This is a genomic window from Paracoccus stylophorae (assembly GCF_028553765.1).
GTDB classification, from domain to species: Bacteria; Pseudomonadota; Alphaproteobacteria; order Rhodobacterales; family Rhodobacteraceae; genus Paracoccus; species Paracoccus stylophorae.
Genome location: NZ_CP067134.1, coordinates 1,813,987 through 1,837,143, shown reverse-complemented (window position 1 = coordinate 1,837,143; position 23,157 = coordinate 1,813,987). Strand labels below are relative to the sequence as shown.

Below are 23,157 nucleotides of genomic sequence, written 5' to 3'. Positions count from 1 at the left end.
TGTTGCGGCACCGGCACCGCCGCCCGCCTTATGCGGCGCCGGTCCTGCGTGTCGTCCGCTCCTGCGTGCGGCCCGGACGCGGCCCTATTCGAATTCCATGATGACGTCGTCCACCTTCAGGCTTTGGCCGGGTTCGGCGTTGACGGATTTCACCACGCCCTTGCGTTCGGCGCGCAGGATGTTTTCCATCTTCATCGCCTCGACCGTGGCCAGCGCCTGACCCTCCTGCACCTCGTCTCCGGCATCGACATTGATCTTCACCACCAGCCCCGGCATCGGGCACAGCAGCAGTTTCGAGGTGTCGGGCGCGATCTTCTCGGGCATCAGCCGGACCAGTTCGGCGGCGCGCGGGCGGCGGACATGGACGTGCAGATCGGCGCCCCGCGTCCGCAGCCGGAACCCGGCGGCGACCGGATCGACCTTCATCACCAGCGGCGCGCCATCGACCGTCAGACGCGCCAGCGACTGACCCGGCTTCCAGTCGCTTTCGACCCGCAGATCCTGATCGCCGATACGGACGGTCGAGCCCTGGCGATCTGCCTGGATGCGCACCGGCAGATCCCGGTCGCCCACGAAGACCACCCAGTTCTCGCCCACATGGCGTTCGTGGTTGTCCAGCCGCCCGCTGATGCGGCTGCGGCGGATCTCGGCGATCCGGTGCATGGCGGCGGCGGCGGCGGCGATGCGCACGATCTGATCGTCGCCCGGCGTGACGCCGCTGAATCCGTCGGGATATTCCTCGGCGATGAAGGCGGTGGTCATCTCGCCCGCGATGAATTTCGGATGGTCCATCACCGCCGACAGGAAGGGCAGGTTGTGTCCGATGCCCTCGACCTCGAACTCGTCCAGGGCGATGCGCATCGCCTCGATCGCCTCGGCGCGCGAGGTGGCCCAGGTGCACAATTTGGCAATCATCGGGTCATAGAACATGCTGATCTCGCCCCCCTCGAAGACGCCGGTATCGTTCCTGACGGCGACGGGGCTGTCGCCGCCCTCGCTGTCATTGACCCAGTTGCCCGATCGCTTCAGCGGCCCCGCCGCCACCTCGGCCGGCGGGCGATACCGCGTCAGCCGCCCGATCGAGGGCAGGAACCCGCGATAGGGGTCTTCGGCGTAAAGCCGGCTTTCGATGGCCCAGCCGTCGATCTTCAGATCGGATTGCGCGAAGGGCAGCTTCTCGCCCGCCGCCACGCGGATCATCTGTTCGACCAGATCGACGCCGGTGATCAGTTCGGTGACGGGATGTTCCACCTGAAGACGGGTGTTCATTTCGAGGAAATAGAAATTCCGCTCGCCATCGACGATGAATTCGACGGTGCCCGCGCTGGCATAATCGACCGCCTTGGCCAGCGCGACGGCCTGTTCGCCCATCGCCTTGCGCGTCGCCGCATCCAGGAAGGGCGAGGGGGCCTCTTCAATGACCTTCTGGTTGCGGCGCTGGATCGAACATTCCCGCTCGTGCAGATAGACGGCGTTGCCGTGGCTGTCGGCCAGAACCTGAATCTCGATATGGCGCGGCTGCGTCACGAATTTCTCGATGAAGATGCGGTCGTCGCCAAAGCTGTTGGCGGCCTCGTTCTTCGACGAGGCAAAGCCTTCGCGCGCCTCCTCGTCGGTCCAGGCGATGCGCATGCCCTTGCCGCCGCCGCCGGCGCTGGCCTTGATCATCACCGGATAGCCGATCTGGCCCGAAATCTTCACCGCCTCGTCTTCATCCGCGATCAGGCCCATATAGCCCGGCACCGTGCTGACGCCCGCCTCCTGCGCCAGCTTCTTCGAGGTGATCTTGTCGCCCATCGCCTCGATCGCGCTGGCGGGCGGGCCGATAAAGGCGACGCCCTCGGCCTCCAGCGCCTCGGCGAATTTGCGGTTCTCGGACAGGAAGCCATAGCCGGGATGCACGGCCTCGGCCCCGGTCTGGCGGATCGCGTCCATGATCCTGTCGATCACGATATAGGACTGGTTCGCGGGCGAGGGGCCGATATGGACCGCCTCATCGGCCATCCGGACATGCAGGGCGTTGCGGTCGGCGTCGGAATAGACCGCGACCGTCCCGATCCCCATCTTGCGGGCGGTCTTGATGACGCGGCAGGCGATCTCGCCCCGGTTGGCGATCAGGATTTTCTTGAACATGCAGGGCACCCCCGGTCAGCAGACACGAAAAAGCCGCCCGCGACCGCAAGGTCCCGGACGGCTGCAAAGGTTTCGGAACGCGCGGTCTGCGCGCCGGTCAGGATATCACTGGCACAGCCGCACGTCGTCGCACAGCGCGCCGCCGGCCGCACCGACCGCCGCGTATTTATAGATATCGCTTTCCTTCTTGCCGCCCACCTTGCCGATGACGGCGCCGGTGGCGGCGCCGATCGCGGCGCGGTCGACATCGGTCGGGTTGATCCCCTGGGTGCAACCGGCCACGGCAGTGGCGCCGACAAGTGCGGCAATCGCAATAAGCTTGGACATGGAGTTATTCCTTTTCCTTCGGTCGCCGCATCGCGATGCGCAGGCGCACGGACCGGTTCGACCGGAATGTCGTGATCAGTAGCGACGCTGGCAGACGCCCGCGTCGTCGCACAATGCGCCGGCCGCGCCGCCCAGGGCCGCGCCGGTCGCGATATCCTCGTCAAGGGCCTTGGCGATGACGGCGCCCGCAACCGCACCGCCCGCGGCGCGCTGCGCGTCCGGCGACAGGCCGGTTCCGGTGCCATAGCCCTGATCGCAGGCGGCGACCGCCAGAAGAAGAGCGGCGCTGGCGCCGATCCGGGTGAAAAGCGAAATCTGCATGGTGTCTTGCCTGTATTAAGGGCCCTTTCGCGGGCCGGTGGATGAAGCCACGGCAATATCGCACAGCCGTGCGCGTAGTCAAACTGACATGGGTGTGACCCGGACCGGCCTAGCGGCAATTCGCGCATCACCGCTCCTCTCCGTCGTCGCCCCGGTCGTCGTCCCCGTCGTCGTCCGCGCCGCCCGGCTGCGCGCCGGCGGCGAAGATTTCGGGGAACGAGGCTTCGGCGGCGGCCATGTCGATCTGCAGCAACTGGGCATAATCGGTCGGGTCGAACGGTCCCACCGCCCTGACCTCGCGGCCGATCAGCCAGGACAGCCGGCCGGCGTCCAGATTGCCGCGCTCGAACGGGGCGTCGCCGAAATGCTGGATCAGCGCGGCCAGGAACCCCGCATCGGCGCGCCGGTCGGCGGGCCTGCGGTCGCGGAAACGCTCGCGCCGCGTGATGGGCGTCGCGCCCTTCTTGTTCTCGCGCCGGATGACGAACTGGAAATCGGTGCCGGGAAGGCGACCGGGAAAGCCGCGATGTTTCAGCATGTCGCCCCCCGGATCGCGCGCGTGGCAATCGCGCGCGTGGCGACGGATGCGCGGGGTCCGCGCGGGCAGCCCTGCCGCCCGCGCGCGCTGTCCCTTGCCTCAGTTGGCGCCGTATTTGCCCTGATAGACAGGCTCGGTCGTGACCGGGTTTGCGGTCGGGGTATAGACATCGACCTGGGGTTCGGGCCGCTGACAGGCGGCGAAAGCCGAAACCAGAACGAGGCCGAGGATGATCTTCTTCGACATGATGACGTGCTCCTGTAATGCGGGCGCCGCGGCGCCCGGCTGCTCGGGTTCGGGCCGGCGTCTTGATGCGCCGGCCTGCCCGCGATGATAGCCGCCGAAACCTGCAGCAGACAGCCACAGGGCAGGGGCATCGGCACAACCTTGCCGCTCTGTGGCGGTGCTGCATCATTCACGCGAAATTGCATCGTCATGGAAATCCGCGGCTTACAGGGGGATGTTGTCGTGTTTCTTCCACGGGTTCGCCAGCTTCTTGTTGCGCAGGCTGGCAAAGGCGCGGGTCACGCGCAGCCGGGTCGAATGCGGCTGGATCACCTCGTCGATGAAGCCCTTTTCGGCGGCGACGAACGGATTGGCGAAACGATCCTCGTAATCGCTGGTGCGCGCGGCGATCTTGCCCGCGTCGCCCAGTTCGCTGCGATACAGGATCTCGACCGCGCCCTTGGCGCCCATCACCGCGATCTCGGCCGTGGGCCAGGCATAGTTGAAATCGCCGCGCAGATGCTTGGACGCCATGACGTCATAGGCCCCGCCATAGGCCTTGCGGGTGATGACGGTGACCTTCGGCACCGTCGCCTCGCCATAGGCGAACAGCAGTTTCGCGCCGTGCTTGATGACGCCACCGTATTCCTGACCCGTTCCCGGCAGAAAGCCCGGCACATCGACGAAGGTCAGGATCGGAATCTCGAACGCGTCGCAGAACCGCACGAAGCGCGCGGCCTTGCGCGAACTGTCGATGTCCAGACAACCGGCCAGCACCATCGGCTGGTTGGCGACGACGCCCACGGTGCGCCCTTCCAGCCGGATGAAGCCGGTCAGGATGTTGCCGGCGAAATCCTTCTGGATCTCATAGAAATCGCCTTCGTCCGCGACCTTCACGATCAGCTCTTTCATGTCATAGGGCTGGTTCGGGTTGTCGGGGATCAGCGTGTCCAGACTGTCCTCGATCCGGCGGGGATCGTCGAAGAACGGGCGGACCGGCACGGTGCCGCGATTGTTCATCGGCAGGAAATCGAACAGCCGGCGAATCTCGGACAGGGTTTCCACATCGTCCTCGAACGCGCCATCCGCGACCGAGGATTTGCGGGTATGGGTCGATGCACCGCCCAGCTGTTCGGCGGTCACGACCTCGTTGGTGACGGTCTTCACCACGTCGGGGCCGGTCACGAACATATAGCTGGTGTCCTTCACCATGAAGATGAAGTCGGTCATGGCGGGCGAATAGACCGCGCCGCCCGCGCAGGGGCCCATGATGACGCTGATCTGCGGGATCACGCCCGAGGCCATGATGTTGCGCTGGAACACGTCGGCATAGCCGGCAAGGCTGGCCACGCCTTCCTGGATGCGCGCGCCGCCCGAATCGTTCAGCCCGATCACCGGCGCCCCGTTCTGCATCGCCATGTCCATGATCTTGCAGATCTTCTGGGCGTGGGTTTCGGACAGCGATCCGCCGAAGACGGTGAAATCCTGCGAAAAGACATAGACCATGCGGCCGTTGATCGTGCCCCAGCCGGTCACCACCCCGTCGCCATAGGGGCGTTCCTGCTCCATCCCGAAATCGGTGCTGCGATGGGCGACGAACATGTCGAATTCCTCGAAGCTGCCCTCGTCCAGCAGCAGATCGAGCCGTTCGCGCGCGGTCAGCTTGCCGCGCTTGTGCTGGGCGTCGATCCGGCGCTGGCCGCCGCCCAGACGGGCTTCGTCGCGACGACGCTCAAGCTCTTGCAGAATGTCCTTCATCGCAGGCCTCCGGGTTGGGTTGCGGCAAGTTAGCTTGGGTTGCGGGGACGGAAAAGACAAAACGGGAAAATTTGCAAACTATGCGACCGGCTGCGCGGGCAAACTGCAAATCTGCGAAGGCGGCCGCGGTCGATGCCCCTTGACCTTGCGCAAGGGCGCGGGCAAGCCAGCGGATATGGGATTGCAGATCGACATATCGGCCATCGTGGCCAACTGGAAGGCGCTGGCGGCCAGGGCGCCGGGGGCACGCACGGCGGCGGTGGTCAAGGCCGACGGCTATGGCTGCGGCGCGGCGCGGATCGTGCCGGCGCTGTATCGGGCCGGCGCGCGCGACTTCTTCGTGGCGCTGGCCAAGGAGGGCAGGGCGATCCGCCCGCACCTGCCCGACGACGCGACGATCAACGTGCTGTCCGGCCACATGGAGGGGGCGGATCTGGACGGGCTGGTCCCGGTGCTGAACAGCGCCGAGCAGTTCTTTCGCGACCGCACCATGCGCCCCGGCAGGCGCTTTGCGATCCAGCTGGACAGCGGCATGAACCGCCTGGGGATGGAGGCGGCCGAATGGGCCGGCCTGCGCGATGAGGCGCTGGCCGCAAAACCCGATTTCATCATGTCGCATCTGGCCTGCGCGGACGAGCCCGGCCACCCCGCCAATGCCGCGCAGCTGCGCGCCTTTCGCGACATGACCCAGGGCGTGGACGTGCCCCTGTCGCTGGCCGCGACGGGGGGGATTCTGCTGGGGCCGGAATATCATTTCGATCTGGTGCGGCCCGGCATCGGTCTTTACGGCGGCCTGCCCTTTGCCGATGCAAGCCCGGTCGTGCGCCTGTCGCTGCCGGTGATCCAGACGCGCCCGGTCGCTGCGGGCGAATTCGTCGGATACGGCGCGACCTGGACCGCCCCTCGGCCCGGCCGGATCGCGACTGTCGCTGCGGGCTATGCCGACGGCATCCTGCGGGCGCTGTCGTCCAGCGGGGCCAGTCTTTACGCCGGTGGCGTGGCCTGTCCCATCGTCGGGCGGGTGTCGATGGACCTGATCACCGCCGATGTCACCGATCTGCCAGAGGTGCCCGATCATCTGGACCTGATCTGTCCCGAACAGCCGATCGACAGGCTGGCCGATCATGCCGGCACCATCGGATACGAGATCCTGACGGCGCTGCGCCAGCGCTATGAACGGTCCTATCTGTGACGTTTGTCCGCCGGATCGGCCGCGTCGCGCTGCACGCGCTGCGCGCGACGGGGGCGGTGGCGCTGTTCACGCTGCGCGGGCTGTTCCGGCTGCGGCCGTTCTATCCCGGTGCGTTCGCCACGCAGCTTGTGCAGATCGGCTGGCTGTCGCTGCCGGTGGTGGGGCTGACGGCGCTGTTCACCGGCGCGGCGCTGGCCTTGCAGATCCATTCCGGCGGCGCGCGGTTTCAGGCCAGCGACGTGGTGCCCGCCATCGTCGCCATCGGCATGGTGCGAGAGCTTGGGCCGGTGCTGGGCGGGTTGATGGTGGCCGCGCGCGTCGCCAGTTCCATCGCCGCCGAGATCGGGACGATGCGCGTGACCGAACAGATCGACGCGCTTGTCACCCTGTCCACCGATCCGATGCGCTGGCTGGTCACGCCGCGCCTGTGGGCCGGGCTGCTGACCGTGCCGATTCTGGTGGGGGTGGGCGACATCATCGGGATCATGGGCGGCTGGCTGGTGGGCACCAACTCTCTGGGGTTCAACTCGGCCGCGTATCTGGCCAACAGCCGCGCCTATCTTGAAAGCTGGGACGTGATCTCGGGGCTGATCAAGGGCGCGGCGTTCGGGCTGATCGTGACGGTCGCCGGATGCTGGTTCGGGATGCGATCCGGACGCGGCGCCGAGGGCGTGGGACGGGCCACCAAATCCGCCGTCGTGGCCGCCGCCGTGGCCATCCTGGCCGCGAATTTCGTCCTGACCGGGCTGTTTTTCGAATGATCGGGTCCGGCATGATCGAGACGCGCGGCCTGACCAGATCCTTCGGCCCCACACAGGTGCTGGCCGGTGTCGATCTGAGCGTGGCGCAGGGCGAAAGCCTGTGCGTGATCGGGCAGTCGGGCACCGGCAAATCGGTGCTGCTGAAGTGCATCTTGGGCCTGATCGCGCCCGATGCGGGACAGGTGCTGTGGCAGGGCCGGCCGCTGGACCGCACGACGCGGCCGGGATTCCTGCGCGGTTTCGGGATGCTGTTTCAGGGCGGGGCGCTGTTCGACAGCCTCAGCGTCTGGCAGAACGTCGCCTTTCGCCTGCGTCAGCGGATGCCCGATGGCCGCGCCCGCGCGATTGCCGTGGACAAGCTGGCGCGGGTCGGCCTTGCGCCCGAGACCGCCGATCTGATGCCGGCGCAGCTGTCGGGGGGCATGGCCCGGCGCGTCGGTCTGGCGCGCGCCATCGCCGACGATCCGGCGGTGATCTTCTTCGACGAGCCGACGACCGGGCTGGACCCGATCCGCGCACGCCGCATCGACGACCTGATCCGCGGCATCGTGCGCGAAACCGGCGCGACCGCGATCACGATCACGCACGACATGGATTCGGTCCGCGCGGTCGGGGACCGGGTGGCGCTGTTGCAGGACGGTCGCATCCGCTGGCAGGGGACGACCGAGGCGATGCAGGATGCCGCCCCCATGGCCGCGTTTCTGGGCCGGGTGCCGGACCGTCGCCAGCAACAGGGCGCTGCGCCCGGCGCGCCGGATTGATCTGGCGCAAGGTGTGCGCAGGGAATGGCCGGTATGCAGCACAAACTGCGGACATGACCTTGTGCGAATCCCTTCGGATTGCCACCATAAGGACAGATGACTGAGCTGGAGAACAATTTGGGCCTGACCCCAACGCCCCCCGTCGCGACCCATCCCGCCGAAACCCTGCTGGAATTTCCCGACAACCGCCTGCTGATCGATCTGTGCGGCGCCAATGACCGGCACCTTGCGCGGATCGAGGAGGCGCTTGGCATCCATATCCTGCGCCGCGGCAACCAGCTGGCGGTGGTCGGCGACCCCGAAGCGCAGGCCGAGGCGGCGCAGTTGCTGCGCGGTCTCTATGCGCGGCTGGAACAGGGCAAGGCGGTGGGCCTGCCCGAGGTCGAGGCGGGGTTGCGCATGGGGGTCGAGCACACGGCCGACACCACCCCGGCCGAACAGATCGAGATGTTCAGCGCCGGCAGCTATGAGTTACGCACCCGCAAGAAATCGGTGGAGCCGCGCACGGATGCGCAGAAAGCCTATGTGCGCGCGCTGTTCGAACATGAGCTGGCCTTCGGGATCGGCCCGGCCGGCACCGGCAAGACCTATCTCGCCGTCGCGGTCGGCGTCACCATGCTGATCAACGGGCAGGTGGACCGCATCATCCTGTCGCGCCCTGCGGTCGAGGCGGGCGAGCGTCTGGGCTTTCTGCCCGGCGACATGAAGGAAAAGATCGACCCCTACATGCAGCCGCTTTACGACGCGCTGAACGATTTCCTGCCCGGAAAGCAATTGCAGAAGCTGATCGAGGAAAAGCGGATCGAGATCGCGCCGCTGGCCTTCATGCGCGGCCGCACCCTGTCGAATGCCTTCGTGGTGCTGGACGAGGCGCAGAACGCCACGCAGATGCAGATGAAGATGTTCCTGACCCGCCTGGGCGAAGGTTCGCGCATGGTGGTGACCGGCGATCGCAGCCAGATCGACCTGCCGCGCGGCATGGCGTCGGGGCTGGTCGATGCGGAACGGATCCTCGATGGCGTCAAGGGGATCACGTTCAACTATTTCACCGCCAGGGATGTCGTGCGGCACGCGCTTGTGGCGCGGATCATCGACGCCTATGACGCCGACGATGCCGCGGCGATGGCGCGCGGCGACACCGACGGGACGCGCGGGCAGTATGTGCCAAGGCGGCCGATGCGACGAGACAATGCCTGACGAGACCGAAACCGACTGCGTGATCGAGGACGACCGATGGCAGACCGCCGGCCTTCCGGCGCTGGCTGAACGGGCCGTCGCCGCCGCGCTTGGCTGGCACGGAATCGGCGGCGACGTGGTGGTGATGGGCTGCGACGATGCCCGCATCGCCGCGCTGAATGCCGATTTCCGCGGCAAGCCGCAGGCGACGAACGTGCTGTCCTGGCCCGCGGTCGAGCATGTGCCGCACGAACCGGGCGCGCGCCCCGATCTGCCCGATCAGGATGAGCTGGGCGATATCGCCATCGCCTTCGACACCTGCGCCGCCGAGGCGCGCGCGCAGGACAAGCTCCTTGCCGATCACGTGACCCATCTGCTGGTGCATGCAACGCTGCATCTGCTGGGCTACGATCACCTTGACGACGCGGACGCCGAAACCATGGAGACGGTCGAGCGTTCGATCCTGCAAACGCTGGATATTCCCGACCCCTATCACGCGCCCGACCCCTATCACGAGAAGGTCCGATGAACTCCGAATCCCGATTACCCGACAACACCCTTGGCGACGACGCCGCCGGCCCCGCCGACGGAATAGGCGGAGACGGGCGCGACCTGCCCGGATCGCGCGGATTTTTCGGGCGCTTCTTCGATGCGCTGACCGGATCGGACGAGGAGGAGCGGCAAGAGGCCAACAGCCACCGTCCGCCTGCCTCGCCCGCGCCGGGCATGGTCAATCTGCGGCGGATGCGGGTCGATGACGTGGCCATTCCCAAGGTCGAGATCGTCGCCGCGCCGCTGAACGTGACGCTGAACGATCTGGTCGAGATGTTCCGCGAACACGGGTTTTCGCGCGTTCCCGTCTTTCGCGGCACGCTGGACAGCCCGCTTGGGCTGATCCATCTCAAGGATCTGGCGCTGAAGCACGGCTTCGGCAAGGGCGGCAAGTTCACGCTGCGCCCGATGCTGCGGCCGCTGCTTTACGTGCCGCCCTCGATGCCCATCGGCGTGCTGTTGCAGCAGATGCAGCAGAAGCGCACGCATATGGCGCTGGTGATCGACGAATATGGCGGCGTGGACGGGCTGGTCACGATCGAGGATCTGATCGAACAGGTCATCGGCGAGATCGAGGACGAACACGACGAGGCCGATGGCGGGTTGTGGGTCAGCGAAAAGCCCGGCCAGTGGCTGATCCAGGCCCGCGCCGCGCTGAGCGATGTCGAGGCCGAGACCGGCCTGAACCTGTCCAGCGACGACGAGGACAGCGAGGTGGACACGATCGGCGGGCTGATCTTCATGCTGACCGGGCGCGTCCCGCTGCGCGGCGAGGTGATCAGCCACGATTCGGGCGCCGAGTTCGAGGTGGTCGAGGCCGATCCCCGCCGCATCAAGCGTGTCCGCCTGCGCTCGCCCCAGGCGGTGGCGGCAAGCCGGCCCGTGGCCGCCGCAAAGGCCGGAACCGGGACGGCGGATTAAGCCTTAAACGCCTTTGAACCGCGCCAGCGCGGCGTCGTAGAATTGCTGTTGCAGATCGGGCGTGTCCATCAGCACCTCGTGCCGGGCGCCCTCGATCTCCAGCAGCCGGGCGCCGGGCCAGCGGTCGATCCGGTCTCGGATGGCGGCGTGTGAGACCACGTTTTCGTCCGTGCCAAGCGAGACGGTGACCGGCAGATCGGGCGAGTCCATCGCCGCCAGCCGCGAACATTCCCGCAGCGCCCCCGACACCCATTGATAGCTTGCGCCGCCGATGGTCAGGTCGGGCCATGATGCCGCCTCGCGCAGCAGCCGGCACCAGTTATCGACATCGTTGGTCAGCAGGTTGGACCCGAACGCCTCATCCACCAGATAGGTGATGCCCGAGCCGCTGCCCGGTGCCGACCGCCCGGCGCGGCCCAGACGCGCGGCCAGCGAGGCAAGGCCCAGGGCGATGCGCTGCGGCATCCGGCGCAGGTTGATCCCCCACATCGGCGCCGAGAACACCGCGCTGGCCACCGGCAGATCGTCATGCAGGGCCGCCAGCCCGATGCAGCCGCCCATCGAATGCGCCAGAAGATGCCAAGGCTGCGGCAGGTCCAGATCGGTCGCGGTCACAATCATCTCGACCACGTCAAGCTGATAATCCGTGAAGTCGCGCACATGGCCGGGGCGCGGATCGTCCTGCAGGCGATCCGACATCCCCTGTCCGCGCCAGTCGATGGCCAGCACATCATAGCCTTCGGCGTTCAGGCGGTGCGCGACGGGGGCATATTTCTCGATATATTCGGTGCGGCCGGGAAACAGCAGCACGGTCCCCGCGACCCGGTCGGCATCGCCGCGCCACAGCCCCAGGCGCAGCCTGACGCCATCCTCGGCCGTGACGAAGAAGGCATCGGCCGGGCGCGACATGTCGCCCGGCAACTGGTGAAAGGGTGCGGTCTGGGTCAAGGCCGGGCGATCAGGACAGGGCCTGACCCAGCTTCATCGCCGTGCCCATGTCGCCGTCGATCTTCAGCTTGCCGGTCATGAAGGCGGTCGCCGGATTGACGCTGCCGTCAAGGATGCCCTCGAACGTGTCGCGGCTGGCATGCAGCGTGACCTCGGCCTCGTCGTCGGCCGCGCGCGCCCCGCTTTCGTCGATCATGATCGAGCCTTCGTCCTCGATCACGAATTTCGCGGTCGATTCGAAGCTGCCGATCTTTTCGTTCAGCTTCTCGACGGCGGCGTTCACAACTTTGCTCATTTCGGTCCTCTTCAACGCGCTGTGGCTGGCGCCCGCCATGCGGGCTGGGTTACATGTCGGTTATGCGCCCGGAACGCCCCCATTACCACCCCGCCGTAGCGGCAAGCTGCGCCCGAATGATTACGATTTTGTTCGTTCTGGCAATGGCTTTGGGCGGGCCGTCCGCAGCCATCGCGCAGGACGCGCCGGACATGGACGCGCTGTTCGACACGCTGGCCGAACCCGAGGGCGAGGGCTGGCGCATCGCCGAATCGGACATCCTGCGCGCCTGGTCCAGATCCGGGTCGGCGTCGATGGATCTGCTGCTGAAGCGCGGGGAGGAGGCGCTGGACCGCGGCGACGCGCAGGAAGCCATCGGCCATCTGACCGCGCTGACCGACCACGCCCCCGATTTCGCCGCCGGCTGGCAGGCGCGCGCGGCGGCCTTTGCGACGATCGGCCAGTTCGGGCCGGCTGCGGCCGATCTGGCCCGCACCCTGCAGCTTGAGCCGCGGCATTTTGCCGCGCTGACCCAGCTTGGCGCGATGCTGGAAGAGATCGGCGACACCGAGGGCGCGCTGACCGCCTATCGCGAAAGCCTTGCCATCCATCCCCATCAGCAAGAGGCGCTTGACGGGGTCCGGCGTCTGGAACGCGACGATCAGGGCACAGATATCTGACGCCATGAACATGCATGACAGGGGCCGGGTGACTGCCGTTCTCGGGCCCACGAACACCGGCAAGACCCATTACGCCATCGAACGGATGCTGGCGCACCGCACCGGGGTCATCGGCCTGCCGCTGCGGCTGCTGGCGCGCGAGGTCTATGACCGGATCGTGAAGGCGCGCGGGCCTTCGGTGGTGGCCCTGGTCACGGGCGAGGAACGGATCGTGCCCGACCGGGTGCAATACTGGGTCGCCACGACCGAGGCGATGCCCGAGATCGGCGCCGATTTCGTCGCCATCGACGAGATCCAGCTTTGCGCCGATCCCGAACGCGGCCATGTCTTCACCGACCGCCTGCTGCATATGCGCGGCCTGCACGAGACGCTGTTTCTGGGCAGCGACACGATGCGGCCTGCCATCGCCGCGCTGGTGCCCGGCGTGCAGGTCCAGCGGCGCGAGAGGTTCTCGACCCTCAGCTGGGCAGGGTCGAAAAAGCTGTCGCGCATGCCCGCGCGGTCGGCCATCGTCGGCTTCAGCGTCGATGACGTCTATGCCATCGCCGAACTGATCCGGCGGCAGAAGGGCGGCTGTGCGGTGGTGATGGGCGCGCTGTCGCCGCGCACGCGCAACGCGCAGGTGGCGATGTATCAGGCCGGCGAGGTGGATTATCTGGTCGCCACCGACGCCATCGGCATGGGGCTGAACCTGGACATCCGCCACGTCGCCTTCAGCGCCACGCATAAATTCGACGGCCGCCGGGTCCGGCCGCTGTTCCCGCACGAGTTGGGCCAGATCGCGGGCCGCGCCGGGCGTCACACCGAACCCGGCACGTTCGGCGTCACCGGCGAGGCGCGGGCGCTGGAGGACGGTCTGGTCGAGGCGATCGAGAATCACCGCTTTCAGCCGATCAGCCGCCTGATGTGGCGCAACACCGCGCTGGAATTCGGCACGCCCGACCGGCTGGTCGAAAGCCTGGAAACCGCCCCCGCGCACGAGATCCTGGCCCGCGGGCGCGAGGCCGACGATCTGCACGCGCTGAAATCGCTGCGTGACATGCCCGAGATCCGCGACCGGGTGCGCGGCGGCCGCGATGTGCGGCTGCTGTGGGAGGTGTGCCGGGTGCCGGATTTCCGCGGCATTTCCCCGGCCGAACATACCGGGCTGCTGGCCAGCATCTTCGGGTTCCTGCAAGAGGGCACGATCCCATCGGACTGGCTGGCCCGCGCCATCGCGCGCATCGACCGGACCCATGGCGACATCGACGCGTTGTCCAAGCGGCTGGCGTATATCCGCACATGGACCTATGTGGCGCAGCGCACGGGCTGGGTCGAGGACGAAAGTCATTGGCGCGGCGAGACTCGCGCTGTAGAAGATCGCCTGTCGGACGCGCTGCACGCGGCGCTGACGCAGAGATTCGTGGACCGGCGCACCTCGGTGCTGCTGCGCCGGCTCAAGCAGAAGGAGAGCCTTGTGGCCGAAGTGAACGACAAGGGCGAAGTGACGGTCGAGGGCGAATTCGCCGGCCGTCTGGAGGGATTCCGCTTTCGCCCCGACCAGACCGGATCGGCGGACGAGGCCCGGACGCTGAACCGCGCCAGCCACGAAGCCCTGAAGCCCGAGTTTCACCTGCGCGCGGACCGGTTCTACAACGCCCCCGACACCGAACTGGACTTTACCGAACAGGGCGGCCTGATGTGGGGCGGCTCGGCCGTGGGCAAGCTGGTCAAGGGGCCGGACGCGCTGCATCCCGGCGTGCAGGTCTTTGTCGACGAAGAGGCGGGCGAAGAGATTGCGGAAAAGGTCCGCCGCCGGTTGCAGCATTTCATCGACCGCAAGGTGGCGGCGGCGTTCGAGCCGCTGATCGCCATGCAGAAGGACGAGACGCTGACCGGGCTGGCGCGCGGCTTTGCGTTCCGTCTGATCGAGGCGCTTGGCGTGCTGCCGCGCGAGGGCGTGGCCGCCGAGGTCAAGGAACTGGATCAGGAATCACGCGGCGCGCTGCGCAAGCACGGCGTCCGGTTCGGCCAGTTCACGATCTTCATGCCGGCGCTGCTGAAACCCGCGCCGACGCGGCTGCGGCTGGTGCTGTGGTCGCTGGCCGAGGGGCTGGACGAGTTTCCCGAAAGCCCGCCGCCGGGTCTGGTGACGATCCCCCATATCGCCGAGGTGCCGGACGGGTATTACACGCTGTCGGGCTATCGCCCCGCCGGCGAACGCGCGATCCGCATCGACATGCTGGAACGGCTGGCCGATCTGCTGCGCGCGCAGGACACGCGCGGCGGGTTCGAGGCCAATCCCGACATGCTGTCGATCACCGGCATGACGCTGGAACAGTTCGCCGGGCTGATGCAGGGGCTGGGCTATGCCGCCGAAAAGGGCGAGCGCGAGAAGGTCAAGACCGCCGAGGCGCCGGCACCCGAACCCGCGCCCGAGGGGGAGCCGTCGGACGCGCCCCTGACCGAAGAGGAAAGCGTGCTGGCCGCCGAAACCCGCGCCCGGTGGGAGGCCGAGCAGGCCGAAAAGCGCCGCGCCGAGGCCGAGGCGGCAGGCGAGGCGGGCGGTGCAGCATCCGCGGATGCGACCGGGGACGCCGCGGGGGAAGCGGACAGCGCCGATCAAGCGCCGGCCGAGGCCGAGGCCGAGCCTGAAATCGAGGTGTTCTATACCTTCCGTTGGTCGCCGCGTCCGCGCGGCAACCGGCGCCCGCAGGCCGAAGGGCAGGGGCGTCGCGGCCCGCGCAAGGATGCGGGTCCGCAGCAGCCGCGCGGCGAACGGCGCGCGGCGGACGCAGGGGACAAGCCCGCCCGCGACGGCGGCAAACCTGAACGCGACGGCGGCAAGCCGCGGGGCAAGGGTCCGCGCAAGGGTGGCAAGCCGCCGAAACAGGCGCCCAAGACCTTCAGTTCGCGCCCCGAGAAGAAGATGGACCCGGACAGCCCGTTCGCGGTTCTGGCGGCGCTTAAAGACAAGAAGTGACCGAGGCTGGCGGCGCGCTGCGGCTGGACAAGTGGCTGTTTCACGCCCGGCTGTTCAGGTCGCGCGGCCTCGCGGCCGAACGGATCGAGGGCGGCGGAGTGCGTCTGAACGGACAACCCTGCCGCAAACCCGGCCGCAGCGTGAAGCCGGGCGACCGGCTGGTCGTCTCGGCCCACGGTCGGGTGCGCAGCCTGACGGTCCTGGCGCTTGGCACACGGCGCGGCCCGGCCAGCGAGGCGCAGACCCTGTATGCCGAAATCGGCGAGGGGGAATGATCGGCCAAGACGGTATTCGCCGCGCCGGGCCGGGCGTGGAACGCGCGTCCGGGAACCGCGCAAAGGCCGGAACGCCGGTCTTTTCCCCGGCCCCGGCCTTGAATGATGCCGCTGCCGGGAGTACCTAGCCGCTGACCGGATGGGAGCGTGCCATGACCTACGTCGTCACCGATAATTGCATCATGTGCAAATATACCGATTGCGTCGAAGTATGCCCGGTGGACTGCTTCTACGAAGGCGAGAATACATTGGTCATCCATCCGGACGAATGCATCGACTGCGGCGTGTGCGAGCCGGAATGTCCCGCCGACGCGATCCGCCCCGATACCGAACCGGACATGGAGAAATGGGTCGAGTTCAACCGGAAATATTCGGAACAATGGCCGGTGATTACCCAGAAGAAGGATCCCTTGCCCACCGCCGAAGAGATGGACGGCGTCGATGGCAAGCTGGACAAGTATTTCTCGGAAGCGCCCGGCGAGGGGGATTGACGCCCCGAACCGGGCCGCCGCTGCGGGGGTGATTCGCGCCCCGCACGGCCGCGCTATTTTGGGCGAACATAGCCCAACCCATTGGCATCGCGGCGATATTCCTTTGCCGCGGCCCGATTTCCTGACAGAATCGCGGCGCTTTTTTTAGCGCCTTATTTATGGTATGTTCAATTATCATTTCGCATCTGGTGGAAATCAGAGGCCGACGGATGCGCGCCCCCGCTGTGTCCCCCTGCATTCTGCGTGCAGGGGGCAATGACAGGATCAAGACGGACCGAAGGCGGCAGCCGCCGCTTGCGGTCCTTTGTGCCGGGAAAACGGCACCACCCAGAGGAACCCATATGTCCAAGACCAAGAAGAACGAATTCCGCCCCGATGATTTCGTGGTTTATCCCGCGCATGGCGTCGGCCGGATCGTGTCCATCGAAGAACAGGAAGTCGCCGGATTGCGGCTGGAAATGTTCGTCATCTCGTTCGACAAGGACAAGATGACGCTGCGCGTCCCGACCGCCCGCGCCACCGAGATCGGCATGCGCGGCCTGTCGACGCCCGACCTGATCGACCGTGCGCTGGAAACGCTGAAGGGCAAGGCGCGCGTCAAGCGCGCCATGTGGTCGCGCCGCGCGCAGGAATACGACCAGAAGATCAACTCGGGCGATCTGATGTCGATCGCCGAGGTGGTCCGCGACCTGCATCGCAACGACGATCAGCGCGAGCAATCCTATTCCGAGCGTCAGCTTTACGAAGCCGCGCTTGACCGGCTGACGCGCGAGGTCGCGGCGGTCAGCGGGCTGGACGAAGGCGCCGCGCAGAAGCGCGTCGAAGACGTGCTGGTGTCGCGCGCGGCCTGACGCCGCCCGGATGACGCCGCCCCGATTGCGCGAAAGGCGCCCCCGGTGAGGGGCGCCTTTTTCATGCGTGAAACGCGGCGTGCGGACCCGCTGAACCGTCAGTCCGGACCCGGCTGCCGGGCCGCGTGGACATCGCCCGGTTTCGCACCTATAAGGCGCGCAAAATCCGAACCCGCAAAGGTGCAACATGATCAAGGTTTTCGGCCACACCTCTCCCGACACCGACTCGACCGGCTCGCCCATCATCTGGGCGTGGTATCTGAACGAGGTCCGCAAGACCCCGGCCAAGGCGATCCTGCAAGGCGAACCCAACACCGAAGCCGCATGGATGCTGAGCCGCTGGAACCTCGACAAGCCCGAGATCGTCGCGGATGTCGGCAAGGGCGATACCTGCGTGATCGTGGACACGAACAACCCCGCCGAACTGCCGGCCGGCATCAACGATGCCGACGTGATCGAGATCATCGACCATCATCTGCTGGCCGGCGGGATCCGGACGAAGACGCCGATCAACATCACCATCCGGCCGCTGGCCTGCACGGCGACGATCATGCACGACCTGATCGGCGACGACATGGCGCGCGCGCCCCAGGGCGTCAAGGCCGCGATGCTGACCTGCATCCTGTCGGACACGCTGGAATTCCGCAGCCCCACCACCACCGCGCATGACCGCGCCGTGGCCGAAAAGCTGGCCGCCGATCTGGGGCTGAACATCACCGATTACGCCAACGAGATGTTCGCCGCGAAATCCGATGTCAGCGCCTTCACCGATGACGCGCTGCTGCGCATGGACAGCAAGGAATACAGGCTGGACGGCAAGCAACTGCGCGTCTCGGTGCTGGAAACCACCGCGCCGCAGACCCTGCTGGCGCGCAAGGATGCGCTGGTCGCCGCGATGCCCGCCGTGGCCGCAGCCGACAGCGCCGACGAGGTTCTGTTGTTCATCGTCGATATCCTGAAGGAAGAGGCGACGCTGCTGGTCCCCAATGATTTCGTCAGGCAGATCGCCGAAAAAAGCTTTGGCGTCACCGTCACCGGCGACACCGTCGTTCTGCCCGGCGTCATGAGCCGCAAGAAGCAGATCATCCCGTTCCTGACCGTCTGATGACCCGCATCATCGAGCGTCTGTCGCAGATCGGCGCGGATTACGACGCGCTGTTCTGCGATCTGTGGGGCTGTCTGCATAACGGGAAACAGCCCTATCCGGCGGCGGTGGCTGCGTTGCAGGACTATCGCCGCGGGGGCGGCGGCGTGGTGCTGATGACCAACGCGCCGCGCCCGCACCCCTATGTGATCGCGCAGCTGGACCGCATGGGCGTGCCGCGCGATGCCTGGGATCTGGTGATCAGTTCGGGCGACGCCGCGCAGCAGGCGATGTTTGCGGGCGCGGTCGGCCGCAGGGTCTGGCATATCGGCACGGTGAAGGATGACGGGTTCTTCGACGACATCCCGCCCGAATGGACCGACGCCCCGCCGATCACGCGCGTCCCGCTGGAAGAGGCCGAGGGAATCGTGGCGACCGGCCCGTTCGATGAGGATAACGAGGCGCCGGACGATTACCGGTCACGGCTGATGGCGGCGCAGCAGCGCGGGCTGAAGATGCTGTGCGCCAACCCGGACGTGGTCGTCGACATGGGCGAAAGGCGGATCTATTGCGCCGGTGCGCTGGCCGAATTCTATGAGGATCTAGGCGGAACGGCGCTTTATTTCGGCAAGCCGCATCCGCCCATCTACGAACGGGCGCGGCGGCAGATGGAATTGGGCGACGATGCCCGGATCCTGGCGATCGGGGACGGCATCAACACCGATATCCGCGGCGCGCGGCAGGAAGGGATCGACGCGCTGTTCATCACCGGCGGACTGGCGGCGCAGGCGTTCGGACCCGATGTCGAAAATCCCCAGCCCGAATTGCTGCGCGAATGGCTGGCCCATCACCATCAGCAGCCGGAATTCGCCATCGGCCGGCTGCGGTAACCGGGCCGAACGAAACACTGACCGCCCGCGCCATTCGTGGCGCGGGCGTTTTCATGTCCAGTCGGGCAGGCGGTGGCTGCGTAACAAATAGATAGAACGCGCGACAGTTCGGTTATTTTATTGCGCCGCGCCGAAAATGCTGCTATGCAGCATCAAGCGTTGAAAGCGGCTTTTGCGATGGACGACACCATGTTCGACAACTTCCCCCGCGGCACGATCGTTATCGAGGATCTTGAGGTCGGCATGACCCGGCATCTGCAAAAACAGGTGACGGATCGCGATATCGACCTGTTCGCCGAGGTCTCGACCGACAGAAACCCGGTCCATCTGGATGAGGAATATGCCCAGGACACCATCTTCGAGGGCCGCATCGCCCACGGCATGCTGACCGCCGGGTTGATCTCGGCGGTGATCGGCGAACAGTTGCCCGGACACGGCACCGTCTATCTGGGACAGACGCTGAAATTCATGGCGCCGGTGCGCCCGGGCGACACCGTCCGGGCCGAGGTCACGGTCGAGACGATCGACCACGCGAAACGCCGGGTGACGCTTGCAACCCGTTGTCTGGTAGGCGATACGGTCGTGCTGAAAGGCGAGGCGGTCGTGCTGGCCCCAAGCCGCAAGTTCGACTGACGGGGCAACAGGCGCCTCGACTGGGGGCCCATTGCACATCCACGACGACTGGAGCGGATTACCCCCCGACGCACGCGGGGCCACCGTCGCAATGGGCAATTTCGATGGCGTGCATCTGGGCCACCGTGCGGTGATCGAGGCGGCGGGACGCGCCACAGACGCCCCCCTTGGCATCCTGACATTCGAGCCGCATCCCCGCGAATTCTTCAATCCCGATGCGCCGCCCTTTCGGCTGATGAACGCGGAATCGCGCGCCAACCGGCTGGCGCGTCTGGGCGTCGATCATCTGTATCAGCTGCCCTTCGGCCCGGTTCTGGCCGGGCTGACCCCCGAGGCCTTCGCGCGCGACGTGCTGGTGGGCGGGCTGGGCGTGCGGCACATGACGGTGGGCGCCGATTTCCGCTTTGGCCGCAAACGCGCGGGCGATGCGCAGACGCTGGCCGACCTGGGCGCGGCCCTGGGGTTTGGCGTGACCGCCGTCAAACTGATCGGCAACGGCACGCAGGATTACAGCTCGACCGCGATCCGCATCGCGCTGAGCAAGGGGCGGGTGCGCGACGCCGAACGCATGCTGGGCCACTGGCACCGGATCGAGGGCGAGGTCGTGCACGGCGAAAAGCGCGGCCGCGATCTCGGCTGGCCGACCGCGAATCTGCGTCTCGACGGGCTGCATCTGCCGCGTCTGGGCGTCTATGCGGTGCTGGTGGATGTGCTGACCGGTCCCGACCGGACGTCCTGCCAGGGCGTCGCAAGCCTTGGCGTGCGCCCGATGTTCGGCCGCAACGCGCCCAACCTCGAGGTGCATCTGTTCGATTTCGACGGCGATCTCTATGGCCAGCACCTGTCGGTGGCGCTGGTCGAATTCCTGCGCGACGAAGAAAAATTCGACAGCGTTGATGCGCTGATCGCGCAGATTGCGGCCGATGCGCGTCAGGCGCGCCAGGTCCTGACGGGCGCGTGATGCGTGACAGGTTCTGGGAATTGCCGCTGGACCGGCTGACCCGCCCCGAATGGGAGGCGCTGTGCGACGGCTGCGGCAAATGCTGCCTGAACAAGATCGAATACGAGGATACGGGCGAGCTGGCCTTCACCCGCGTCGCCTGCAAGCTGCTGGACGGTCATGCCTGCCGGTGCAGCTCGTATCCCAACCGGCACGATTACGTGCCCGAATGCGTGGTGCTGACCCCCGCCAAGCTGAAAGAGATCGCGTGGTGGCTGCCCGCCACCTGCGCCTATCGTCTGCGGGCCGAGGGGCGCAGCCTTTATCCGTGGCATCATCTGCTGTCGGGCGATCCCGAGGCGGTGCATCGCGCAGGCGTCAGCGTCCGCGACTGGACCATCAGCGAGGTCGAGGTGGACGAGGAAGACTGGGACCAGCACATCATCGAGGATCTGTCGTGAACTTCGCCTCGGACAACGCCTATGGCGCGCATCCGGATGTCCTGCGGGCGCTGGCCGAGTGCAATGGCGGCGCGATGATGGGGTATGGCGCCGACCCGGTCACCGCGCGCGCCGAAGCCGCCATCCGCGACGCGCTGGACGCGCCCGAGGCAGCGATCCGGTTCGTGTCCACCGGCACCGCCGCCAATGCGCTGGTCTGCGCGCAGCTGTGCCCGGTGGGCGGGCGCATCTATTGCCACGAAGGTGCGCATATCCAGACCAGCGAATGCGGCGCGCCCGAGTTCTTTTCCCACGGCGCCAAGCTGGTCACGCTGCCCGGCGATTGCGGCCGGATCGACGCGGACCGGCTGGAAAACGCGCTGCGGATCGGGGCCGGTGCGGGGCTGAACGGCGGGCGCAACGCGATGGTGTCGATCACCAACGCGACCGAATGGGGCACCGTCTACGACGCCGACCGGATTGCCGCGCTGGCCGACGTGGCGCACCGTTTCAAGGTGCCGGTGCACATGGACGGGGCGCGTTTCGCCAATGCCGTCGCCTCGGGCAGCCGGTCGGCCGCCGATCTGACATGGCGCGCGGGCGTCGATGTCCTGTGTTTCGGCGGCACCAAGAACGGTGCCATGGCGGCCGAGGCCGTGGTGTTCTTCGATCCCGCGCTGGCCGAGGGGTTCGATTACCGCCGCAAGCAGTCGGGTCATGTGTTTTCCAAGCAACGCTTTCTGGCGGCGCAGATGCTGGCGCTGATCGAGGACGGGTTGTGGCTGCGGTTGGCCGCGCGCGCCAACGCGCTGGCGGCGCGACTGGCCCAGGGCGTGCGCGATGCCGGCGGCGGGCTGCTGGCGCCGGTGCAGTCGAACGCGGTCTTTGCCACGATCCCGGCCGAGGCACATGAACGGGCGCGCGCCGCCGGTGCGATCTATCATCTGTGGCCGGACCGTTCGGCCCAGGGGCTGGACCCGGTGCCGGTGCGCTTCGTCACCTCGTGGGACACGCCCGAGGACGATGTCGACCGGCTGATCGGCTTGCTGCGTTGACTTAGACCCGATCGGACAGCGCGCGCAGCAGCAGGGTCAGCGCGTGTTCCACGCTGGCCTCGCGCACGGCCTGACGCCCGATGGCGCCGAAATCGACGGTTTCGGTCCGAACGCCGTCGGGGCCGGCGATGCCAAAGCAGACCCGGCCTTCGGGCTTGCGTTCGGACCCGCCCGGCCCGGCAATGCCGGTCACGGACACCGACAAGGTCGCATCCGACCGCGACAGCGCGCCCGCGGCCATCTGTTCGGCCACCGCCTCGCTGACCGCGCCCGCAGCGTCCAGCGTGTCGGCGTGGACGCCCAGCATCTGTTCCTTGGCGCGGTTGGAATAGGTGACGAAACCGCGATCCACGACGTCGGACGATCCGGGAATCCGGGTCAGCGTCGCGGCGATCAGACCGCCGGTGCAGCTTTCGGCGGTGGCGATCAGGATGTTGCGGGCGCGGGCGGCGTCCAGCACCTGTTCGGCCAGGCTCACATCACCACCAGATGCGCGACGGCGGCGGAAATCATCGTGGCGATGCCCGCAAACAGCCCGGCCCACAGATCGTCCTTCATCACCCCGTCCACGCCGCCCTGCCGGTCGGCGCGGCCCACCAGCCAGGGTTTCCAGATGTCGAACAGCCGAAAGAACAGGAACGCCGCAATCCAGCCCGGATAGGGGAAGGTGCTGGCCGGCAGCCCCGCAAGAAAGAACCCGGCCGAGGGAAAGCACAGCGCAAGCCACTGGCCCGCAACCTCGTCGATGACGATCTCGCTGCGGTCGGGGTCCGCCATCCCGGCGGTATAGCGGCGGACGGCCCGAAGGCCGATCAGCGTCACCGCGCCCGTCGCCACGGCCAGCAAGGGGAAATGGCCGATCCGGTGGATCAGCAACCCCAGGGCCACCGCCACGGCCGAGCCCCAGGTGCCCGGCGCGGGCCGCAGCAGCCCCGCCCCGAACCAGATGCAAAGAAGCCGGTCCATGAT

At 67.1% G+C, this 23,157-nt stretch carries 27 protein-coding genes; 17 read left to right on the top strand and 10 right to left on the bottom strand.

The features are described from left to right. Window positions 1-84 precede the first annotated feature (84 nt). The 6 genes from JHW45_RS08980 to JHW45_RS08955 form a co-directional block, all read right to left on the bottom strand. Complete coding sequence (locus JHW45_RS08980; RefSeq protein ID WP_272857367.1) at window positions 85-2,133, bottom strand: acetyl-CoA carboxylase biotin carboxylase subunit; 2,049 nt, start codon at window positions 2,131-2,133, stop codon at window positions 85-87. A gap of 105 nt (window positions 2,134-2,238) precedes the next feature. After that, window positions 2,239-2,460, bottom strand: coding sequence for a YMGG-like glycine zipper-containing protein (locus JHW45_RS08975; protein ID WP_272857366.1), 222 nt, complete (start codon window positions 2,458-2,460; stop codon window positions 2,239-2,241). Window positions 2,461-2,535: 75 nt separating this feature from the next. Further along, a complete protein-coding gene (locus JHW45_RS08970; RefSeq protein WP_272857365.1) occupies window positions 2,536-2,781 on the bottom strand; it encodes a hypothetical protein in 246 nt (81 codons plus the stop codon). Window positions 2,782-2,908: 127 nt separating this feature from the next. Next, complete coding sequence (locus tag JHW45_RS08965) at window positions 2,909-3,319, bottom strand: hypothetical protein (protein WP_272857364.1); 411 nt, start codon at window positions 3,317-3,319, stop codon at window positions 2,909-2,911. Between the two features lie 99 nt (window positions 3,320-3,418). After that, a complete protein-coding gene (locus JHW45_RS08960) occupies window positions 3,419-3,565 on the bottom strand; it encodes a hypothetical protein (RefSeq protein ID WP_272857363.1) in 147 nt (48 codons plus the stop codon). A gap of 204 nt (window positions 3,566-3,769) precedes the next feature. After that, window positions 3,770-5,302: an acyl-CoA carboxylase subunit beta gene (locus JHW45_RS08955; RefSeq protein WP_272857362.1), complete on the bottom strand. Its 1,533-nt coding sequence runs from the start codon at window positions 5,300-5,302 to the stop codon at window positions 3,770-3,772. Between the two features lie 175 nt (window positions 5,303-5,477). Here JHW45_RS08955 and alr point away from each other — a divergent pair, with 175 nt between their 5' ends. The 6 genes from alr (at window position 5,478) to JHW45_RS08925 (ending at window position 10,665) form a co-directional block, all read left to right on the top strand. Then, window positions 5,478-6,494, top strand: a complete 1,017-nt coding sequence (gene alr, locus JHW45_RS08950) for an alanine racemase (protein ID WP_272857361.1) — start codon at window positions 5,478-5,480, stop codon at window positions 6,492-6,494. Next, window positions 6,491-7,255 carry an MlaE family ABC transporter permease gene (locus JHW45_RS08945; RefSeq protein ID WP_272857360.1) on the top strand — a complete coding sequence of 255 codons (765 nt, stop codon included), beginning with the start codon at window positions 6,491-6,493 and terminating at the stop codon, window positions 7,253-7,255. Before alr ends, JHW45_RS08945 begins: the two co-directional genes overlap by 4 nt. Before the next feature lie 11 nt (window positions 7,256-7,266). Further along, entirely contained in the window at window positions 7,267-8,016 is a 750-nt protein-coding gene (locus tag JHW45_RS08940) for an ABC transporter ATP-binding protein (protein WP_272857359.1), read from the top strand. Between the two features lie 96 nt (window positions 8,017-8,112). Next, window positions 8,113-9,213: a PhoH family protein gene (locus JHW45_RS08935; RefSeq protein ID WP_272857358.1), complete on the top strand. Its 1,101-nt coding sequence runs from the start codon at window positions 8,113-8,115 to the stop codon at window positions 9,211-9,213. After that, window positions 9,206-9,721 carry an rRNA maturation RNase YbeY gene (gene ybeY / locus JHW45_RS08930; protein WP_272857357.1) on the top strand — a complete coding sequence of 172 codons (516 nt, stop codon included), beginning with the start codon at window positions 9,206-9,208 and terminating at the stop codon, window positions 9,719-9,721. The genes JHW45_RS08935 and ybeY overlap by 8 nt, the downstream gene beginning before the upstream one ends. Further along, a complete protein-coding gene (locus JHW45_RS08925) occupies window positions 9,718-10,665 on the top strand; it encodes a hemolysin family protein (protein WP_272857356.1) in 948 nt (315 codons plus the stop codon). The genes ybeY and JHW45_RS08925 overlap by 4 nt, the downstream gene beginning before the upstream one ends. A gap of 3 nt (window positions 10,666-10,668) precedes the next feature. Here the strand turns inward: JHW45_RS08925 and JHW45_RS08920 are convergent, their stop codons facing one another. Continuing rightward, complete coding sequence (locus JHW45_RS08920; protein WP_272857355.1) at window positions 10,669-11,613, bottom strand: alpha/beta fold hydrolase; 945 nt, start codon at window positions 11,611-11,613, stop codon at window positions 10,669-10,671. A gap of 10 nt (window positions 11,614-11,623) precedes the next feature. Beyond that, the gene (locus JHW45_RS08915; protein ID WP_272857354.1) at window positions 11,624-11,908 is read right to left on the bottom strand and encodes an SCP2 sterol-binding domain-containing protein; all 285 of its coding nucleotides are present in this window, start codon (window positions 11,906-11,908) and stop codon (window positions 11,624-11,626) included. A 116-nt stretch (window positions 11,909-12,024) separates the two neighbouring features. On the opposite strand from JHW45_RS08915, the gene JHW45_RS08910 reads away from it, so the two are divergent. The 11 genes from JHW45_RS08910 (at window position 12,025) to JHW45_RS08860 (ending at window position 22,188) form a co-directional block, all read left to right on the top strand. Beyond that, the gene (locus tag JHW45_RS08910) at window positions 12,025-12,567 is read left to right on the top strand and encodes a tetratricopeptide repeat protein (RefSeq protein WP_272857353.1); all 543 of its coding nucleotides are present in this window, start codon (window positions 12,025-12,027) and stop codon (window positions 12,565-12,567) included. Between the two features lie 10 nt (window positions 12,568-12,577). Further along, on the top strand, window positions 12,578-15,529 hold the full coding sequence (locus JHW45_RS08905) for a helicase-related protein (protein ID WP_272860584.1): 2,952 nt from the start codon (window positions 12,578-12,580) through the stop codon (window positions 15,527-15,529). Continuing rightward, window positions 15,526-15,804 (top strand): RNA-binding S4 domain-containing protein, encoded by a 279-nt coding sequence (locus JHW45_RS08900; RefSeq protein WP_272857352.1) that lies wholly within the window; start codon window positions 15,526-15,528, stop codon window positions 15,802-15,804. The genes JHW45_RS08905 and JHW45_RS08900 overlap by 4 nt, the downstream gene beginning before the upstream one ends. Window positions 15,805-15,956: 152 nt before the next feature. Then, window positions 15,957-16,295, top strand: coding sequence for a ferredoxin FdxA (gene fdxA, locus JHW45_RS08895; protein ID WP_209055876.1), 339 nt, complete (start codon window positions 15,957-15,959; stop codon window positions 16,293-16,295). A gap of 341 nt (window positions 16,296-16,636) precedes the next feature. Further along, on the top strand, window positions 16,637-17,146 hold the full coding sequence (locus JHW45_RS08890; RefSeq protein ID WP_272857351.1) for a CarD family transcriptional regulator: 510 nt from the start codon (window positions 16,637-16,639) through the stop codon (window positions 17,144-17,146). A gap of 187 nt (window positions 17,147-17,333) precedes the next feature. Beyond that, window positions 17,334-18,251, top strand: coding sequence for a manganese-dependent inorganic pyrophosphatase (locus JHW45_RS08885; protein WP_272857350.1), 918 nt, complete (start codon window positions 17,334-17,336; stop codon window positions 18,249-18,251). Continuing rightward, complete coding sequence (locus JHW45_RS08880) at window positions 18,251-19,120, top strand: TIGR01459 family HAD-type hydrolase (RefSeq protein WP_272857349.1); 870 nt, start codon at window positions 18,251-18,253, stop codon at window positions 19,118-19,120. Before JHW45_RS08885 ends, JHW45_RS08880 begins: the two co-directional genes overlap by 1 nt. Before the next feature lie 189 nt (window positions 19,121-19,309). Beyond that, the gene (locus JHW45_RS08875) at window positions 19,310-19,753 is read left to right on the top strand and encodes a MaoC family dehydratase (protein ID WP_272857348.1); all 444 of its coding nucleotides are present in this window, start codon (window positions 19,310-19,312) and stop codon (window positions 19,751-19,753) included. A 31-nt stretch (window positions 19,754-19,784) separates the two neighbouring features. After that, window positions 19,785-20,714, top strand: coding sequence for a bifunctional riboflavin kinase/FAD synthetase (locus JHW45_RS08870; protein ID WP_272860501.1), 930 nt, complete (start codon window positions 19,785-19,787; stop codon window positions 20,712-20,714). Further along, on the top strand, window positions 20,714-21,154 hold the full coding sequence (locus JHW45_RS08865) for a YcgN family cysteine cluster protein (protein WP_272860500.1): 441 nt from the start codon (window positions 20,714-20,716) through the stop codon (window positions 21,152-21,154). The genes JHW45_RS08870 and JHW45_RS08865 overlap by 1 nt, the downstream gene beginning before the upstream one ends. Beyond that, window positions 21,151-22,188 (top strand): threonine aldolase family protein, encoded by a 1,038-nt coding sequence (locus tag JHW45_RS08860; RefSeq protein ID WP_272860499.1) that lies wholly within the window; start codon window positions 21,151-21,153, stop codon window positions 22,186-22,188. The genes JHW45_RS08865 and JHW45_RS08860 overlap by 4 nt, the downstream gene beginning before the upstream one ends. A 1-nt stretch (window position 22,189) precedes the next feature. Here JHW45_RS08860 and JHW45_RS08855 read toward each other — a convergent pair whose 3' ends face one another. Continuing rightward, window positions 22,190-22,666 (bottom strand): CinA family protein, encoded by a 477-nt coding sequence (locus JHW45_RS08855; RefSeq protein WP_272860498.1) that lies wholly within the window; start codon window positions 22,664-22,666, stop codon window positions 22,190-22,192. After that, window positions 22,663-23,154, bottom strand: coding sequence for a phosphatidylglycerophosphatase A family protein (locus JHW45_RS08850; protein WP_272860497.1), 492 nt, complete (start codon window positions 23,152-23,154; stop codon window positions 22,663-22,665). Before JHW45_RS08850 ends, JHW45_RS08855 begins: the two co-directional genes overlap by 4 nt. Between the last annotated feature and the right edge of the window lie 3 nt (window positions 23,155-23,157).

What these genes read in the sequence shown, in the direction of transcription:
- JHW45_RS08885 (WP_272857350.1), top strand. Translation starts at nt 17,334, where the DNA reads ATGATCAAGGTTTTCGGCCACACCTCTCCCGACACCGACTCGACCGGC.
- JHW45_RS08905 (WP_272860584.1), top strand. Translation starts at nt 12,578, where the DNA reads ATGCATGACAGGGGCCGGGTGACTGCCGTTCTCGGGCCCACGAACACC.
- JHW45_RS08875 (WP_272857348.1), top strand. Translation starts at nt 19,310, where the DNA reads ATGTTCGACAACTTCCCCCGCGGCACGATCGTTATCGAGGATCTTGAG.
- JHW45_RS08880 (WP_272857349.1), top strand. Translation starts at nt 18,251, where the DNA reads ATGACCCGCATCATCGAGCGTCTGTCGCAGATCGGCGCGGATTACGAC.
- JHW45_RS08970 (WP_272857365.1), bottom strand. Translation starts at nt 2,781, where the DNA reads ATGCAGATTTCGCTTTTCACCCGGATCGGCGCCAGCGCCGCTCTTCTT.
- JHW45_RS08965 (WP_272857364.1), bottom strand. Translation starts at nt 3,319, where the DNA reads ATGCTGAAACATCGCGGCTTTCCCGGTCGCCTTCCCGGCACCGATTTC.
- JHW45_RS08850 (WP_272860497.1), bottom strand. Translation starts at nt 23,154, where the DNA reads ATGGACCGGCTTCTTTGCATCTGGTTCGGGGCGGGGCTGCTGCGGCCC.
- alr (WP_272857361.1), top strand. Translation starts at nt 5,478, where the DNA reads ATGGGATTGCAGATCGACATATCGGCCATCGTGGCCAACTGGAAGGCG.
- JHW45_RS08940 (WP_272857359.1), top strand. Translation starts at nt 7,267, where the DNA reads ATGATCGAGACGCGCGGCCTGACCAGATCCTTCGGCCCCACACAGGTG.
- JHW45_RS08935 (WP_272857358.1), top strand. Translation starts at nt 8,113, where the DNA reads ATGACTGAGCTGGAGAACAATTTGGGCCTGACCCCAACGCCCCCCGTC.
- ybeY (WP_272857357.1), top strand. Translation starts at nt 9,206, where the DNA reads ATGCCTGACGAGACCGAAACCGACTGCGTGATCGAGGACGACCGATGG.
- JHW45_RS08890 (WP_272857351.1), top strand. Translation starts at nt 16,637, where the DNA reads ATGTCCAAGACCAAGAAGAACGAATTCCGCCCCGATGATTTCGTGGTT.
- JHW45_RS08960 (WP_272857363.1), bottom strand. Translation starts at nt 3,565, where the DNA reads ATGTCGAAGAAGATCATCCTCGGCCTCGTTCTGGTTTCGGCTTTCGCC.
- JHW45_RS08975 (WP_272857366.1), bottom strand. Translation starts at nt 2,460, where the DNA reads ATGTCCAAGCTTATTGCGATTGCCGCACTTGTCGGCGCCACTGCCGTG.
- JHW45_RS08980 (WP_272857367.1), bottom strand. Translation starts at nt 2,133, where the DNA reads ATGTTCAAGAAAATCCTGATCGCCAACCGGGGCGAGATCGCCTGCCGC.
- JHW45_RS08925 (WP_272857356.1), top strand. Translation starts at nt 9,718, where the DNA reads ATGAACTCCGAATCCCGATTACCCGACAACACCCTTGGCGACGACGCC.
- JHW45_RS08865 (WP_272860500.1), top strand. Translation starts at nt 20,714, where the DNA reads ATGCGTGACAGGTTCTGGGAATTGCCGCTGGACCGGCTGACCCGCCCC.
- JHW45_RS08915 (WP_272857354.1), bottom strand. Translation starts at nt 11,908, where the DNA reads ATGAGCAAAGTTGTGAACGCCGCCGTCGAGAAGCTGAACGAAAAGATC.
- JHW45_RS08955 (WP_272857362.1), bottom strand. Translation starts at nt 5,302, where the DNA reads ATGAAGGACATTCTGCAAGAGCTTGAGCGTCGTCGCGACGAAGCCCGT.
- JHW45_RS08910 (WP_272857353.1), top strand. Translation starts at nt 12,025, where the DNA reads ATGATTACGATTTTGTTCGTTCTGGCAATGGCTTTGGGCGGGCCGTCC.
- fdxA (WP_209055876.1), top strand. Translation starts at nt 15,957, where the DNA reads ATGACCTACGTCGTCACCGATAATTGCATCATGTGCAAATATACCGAT.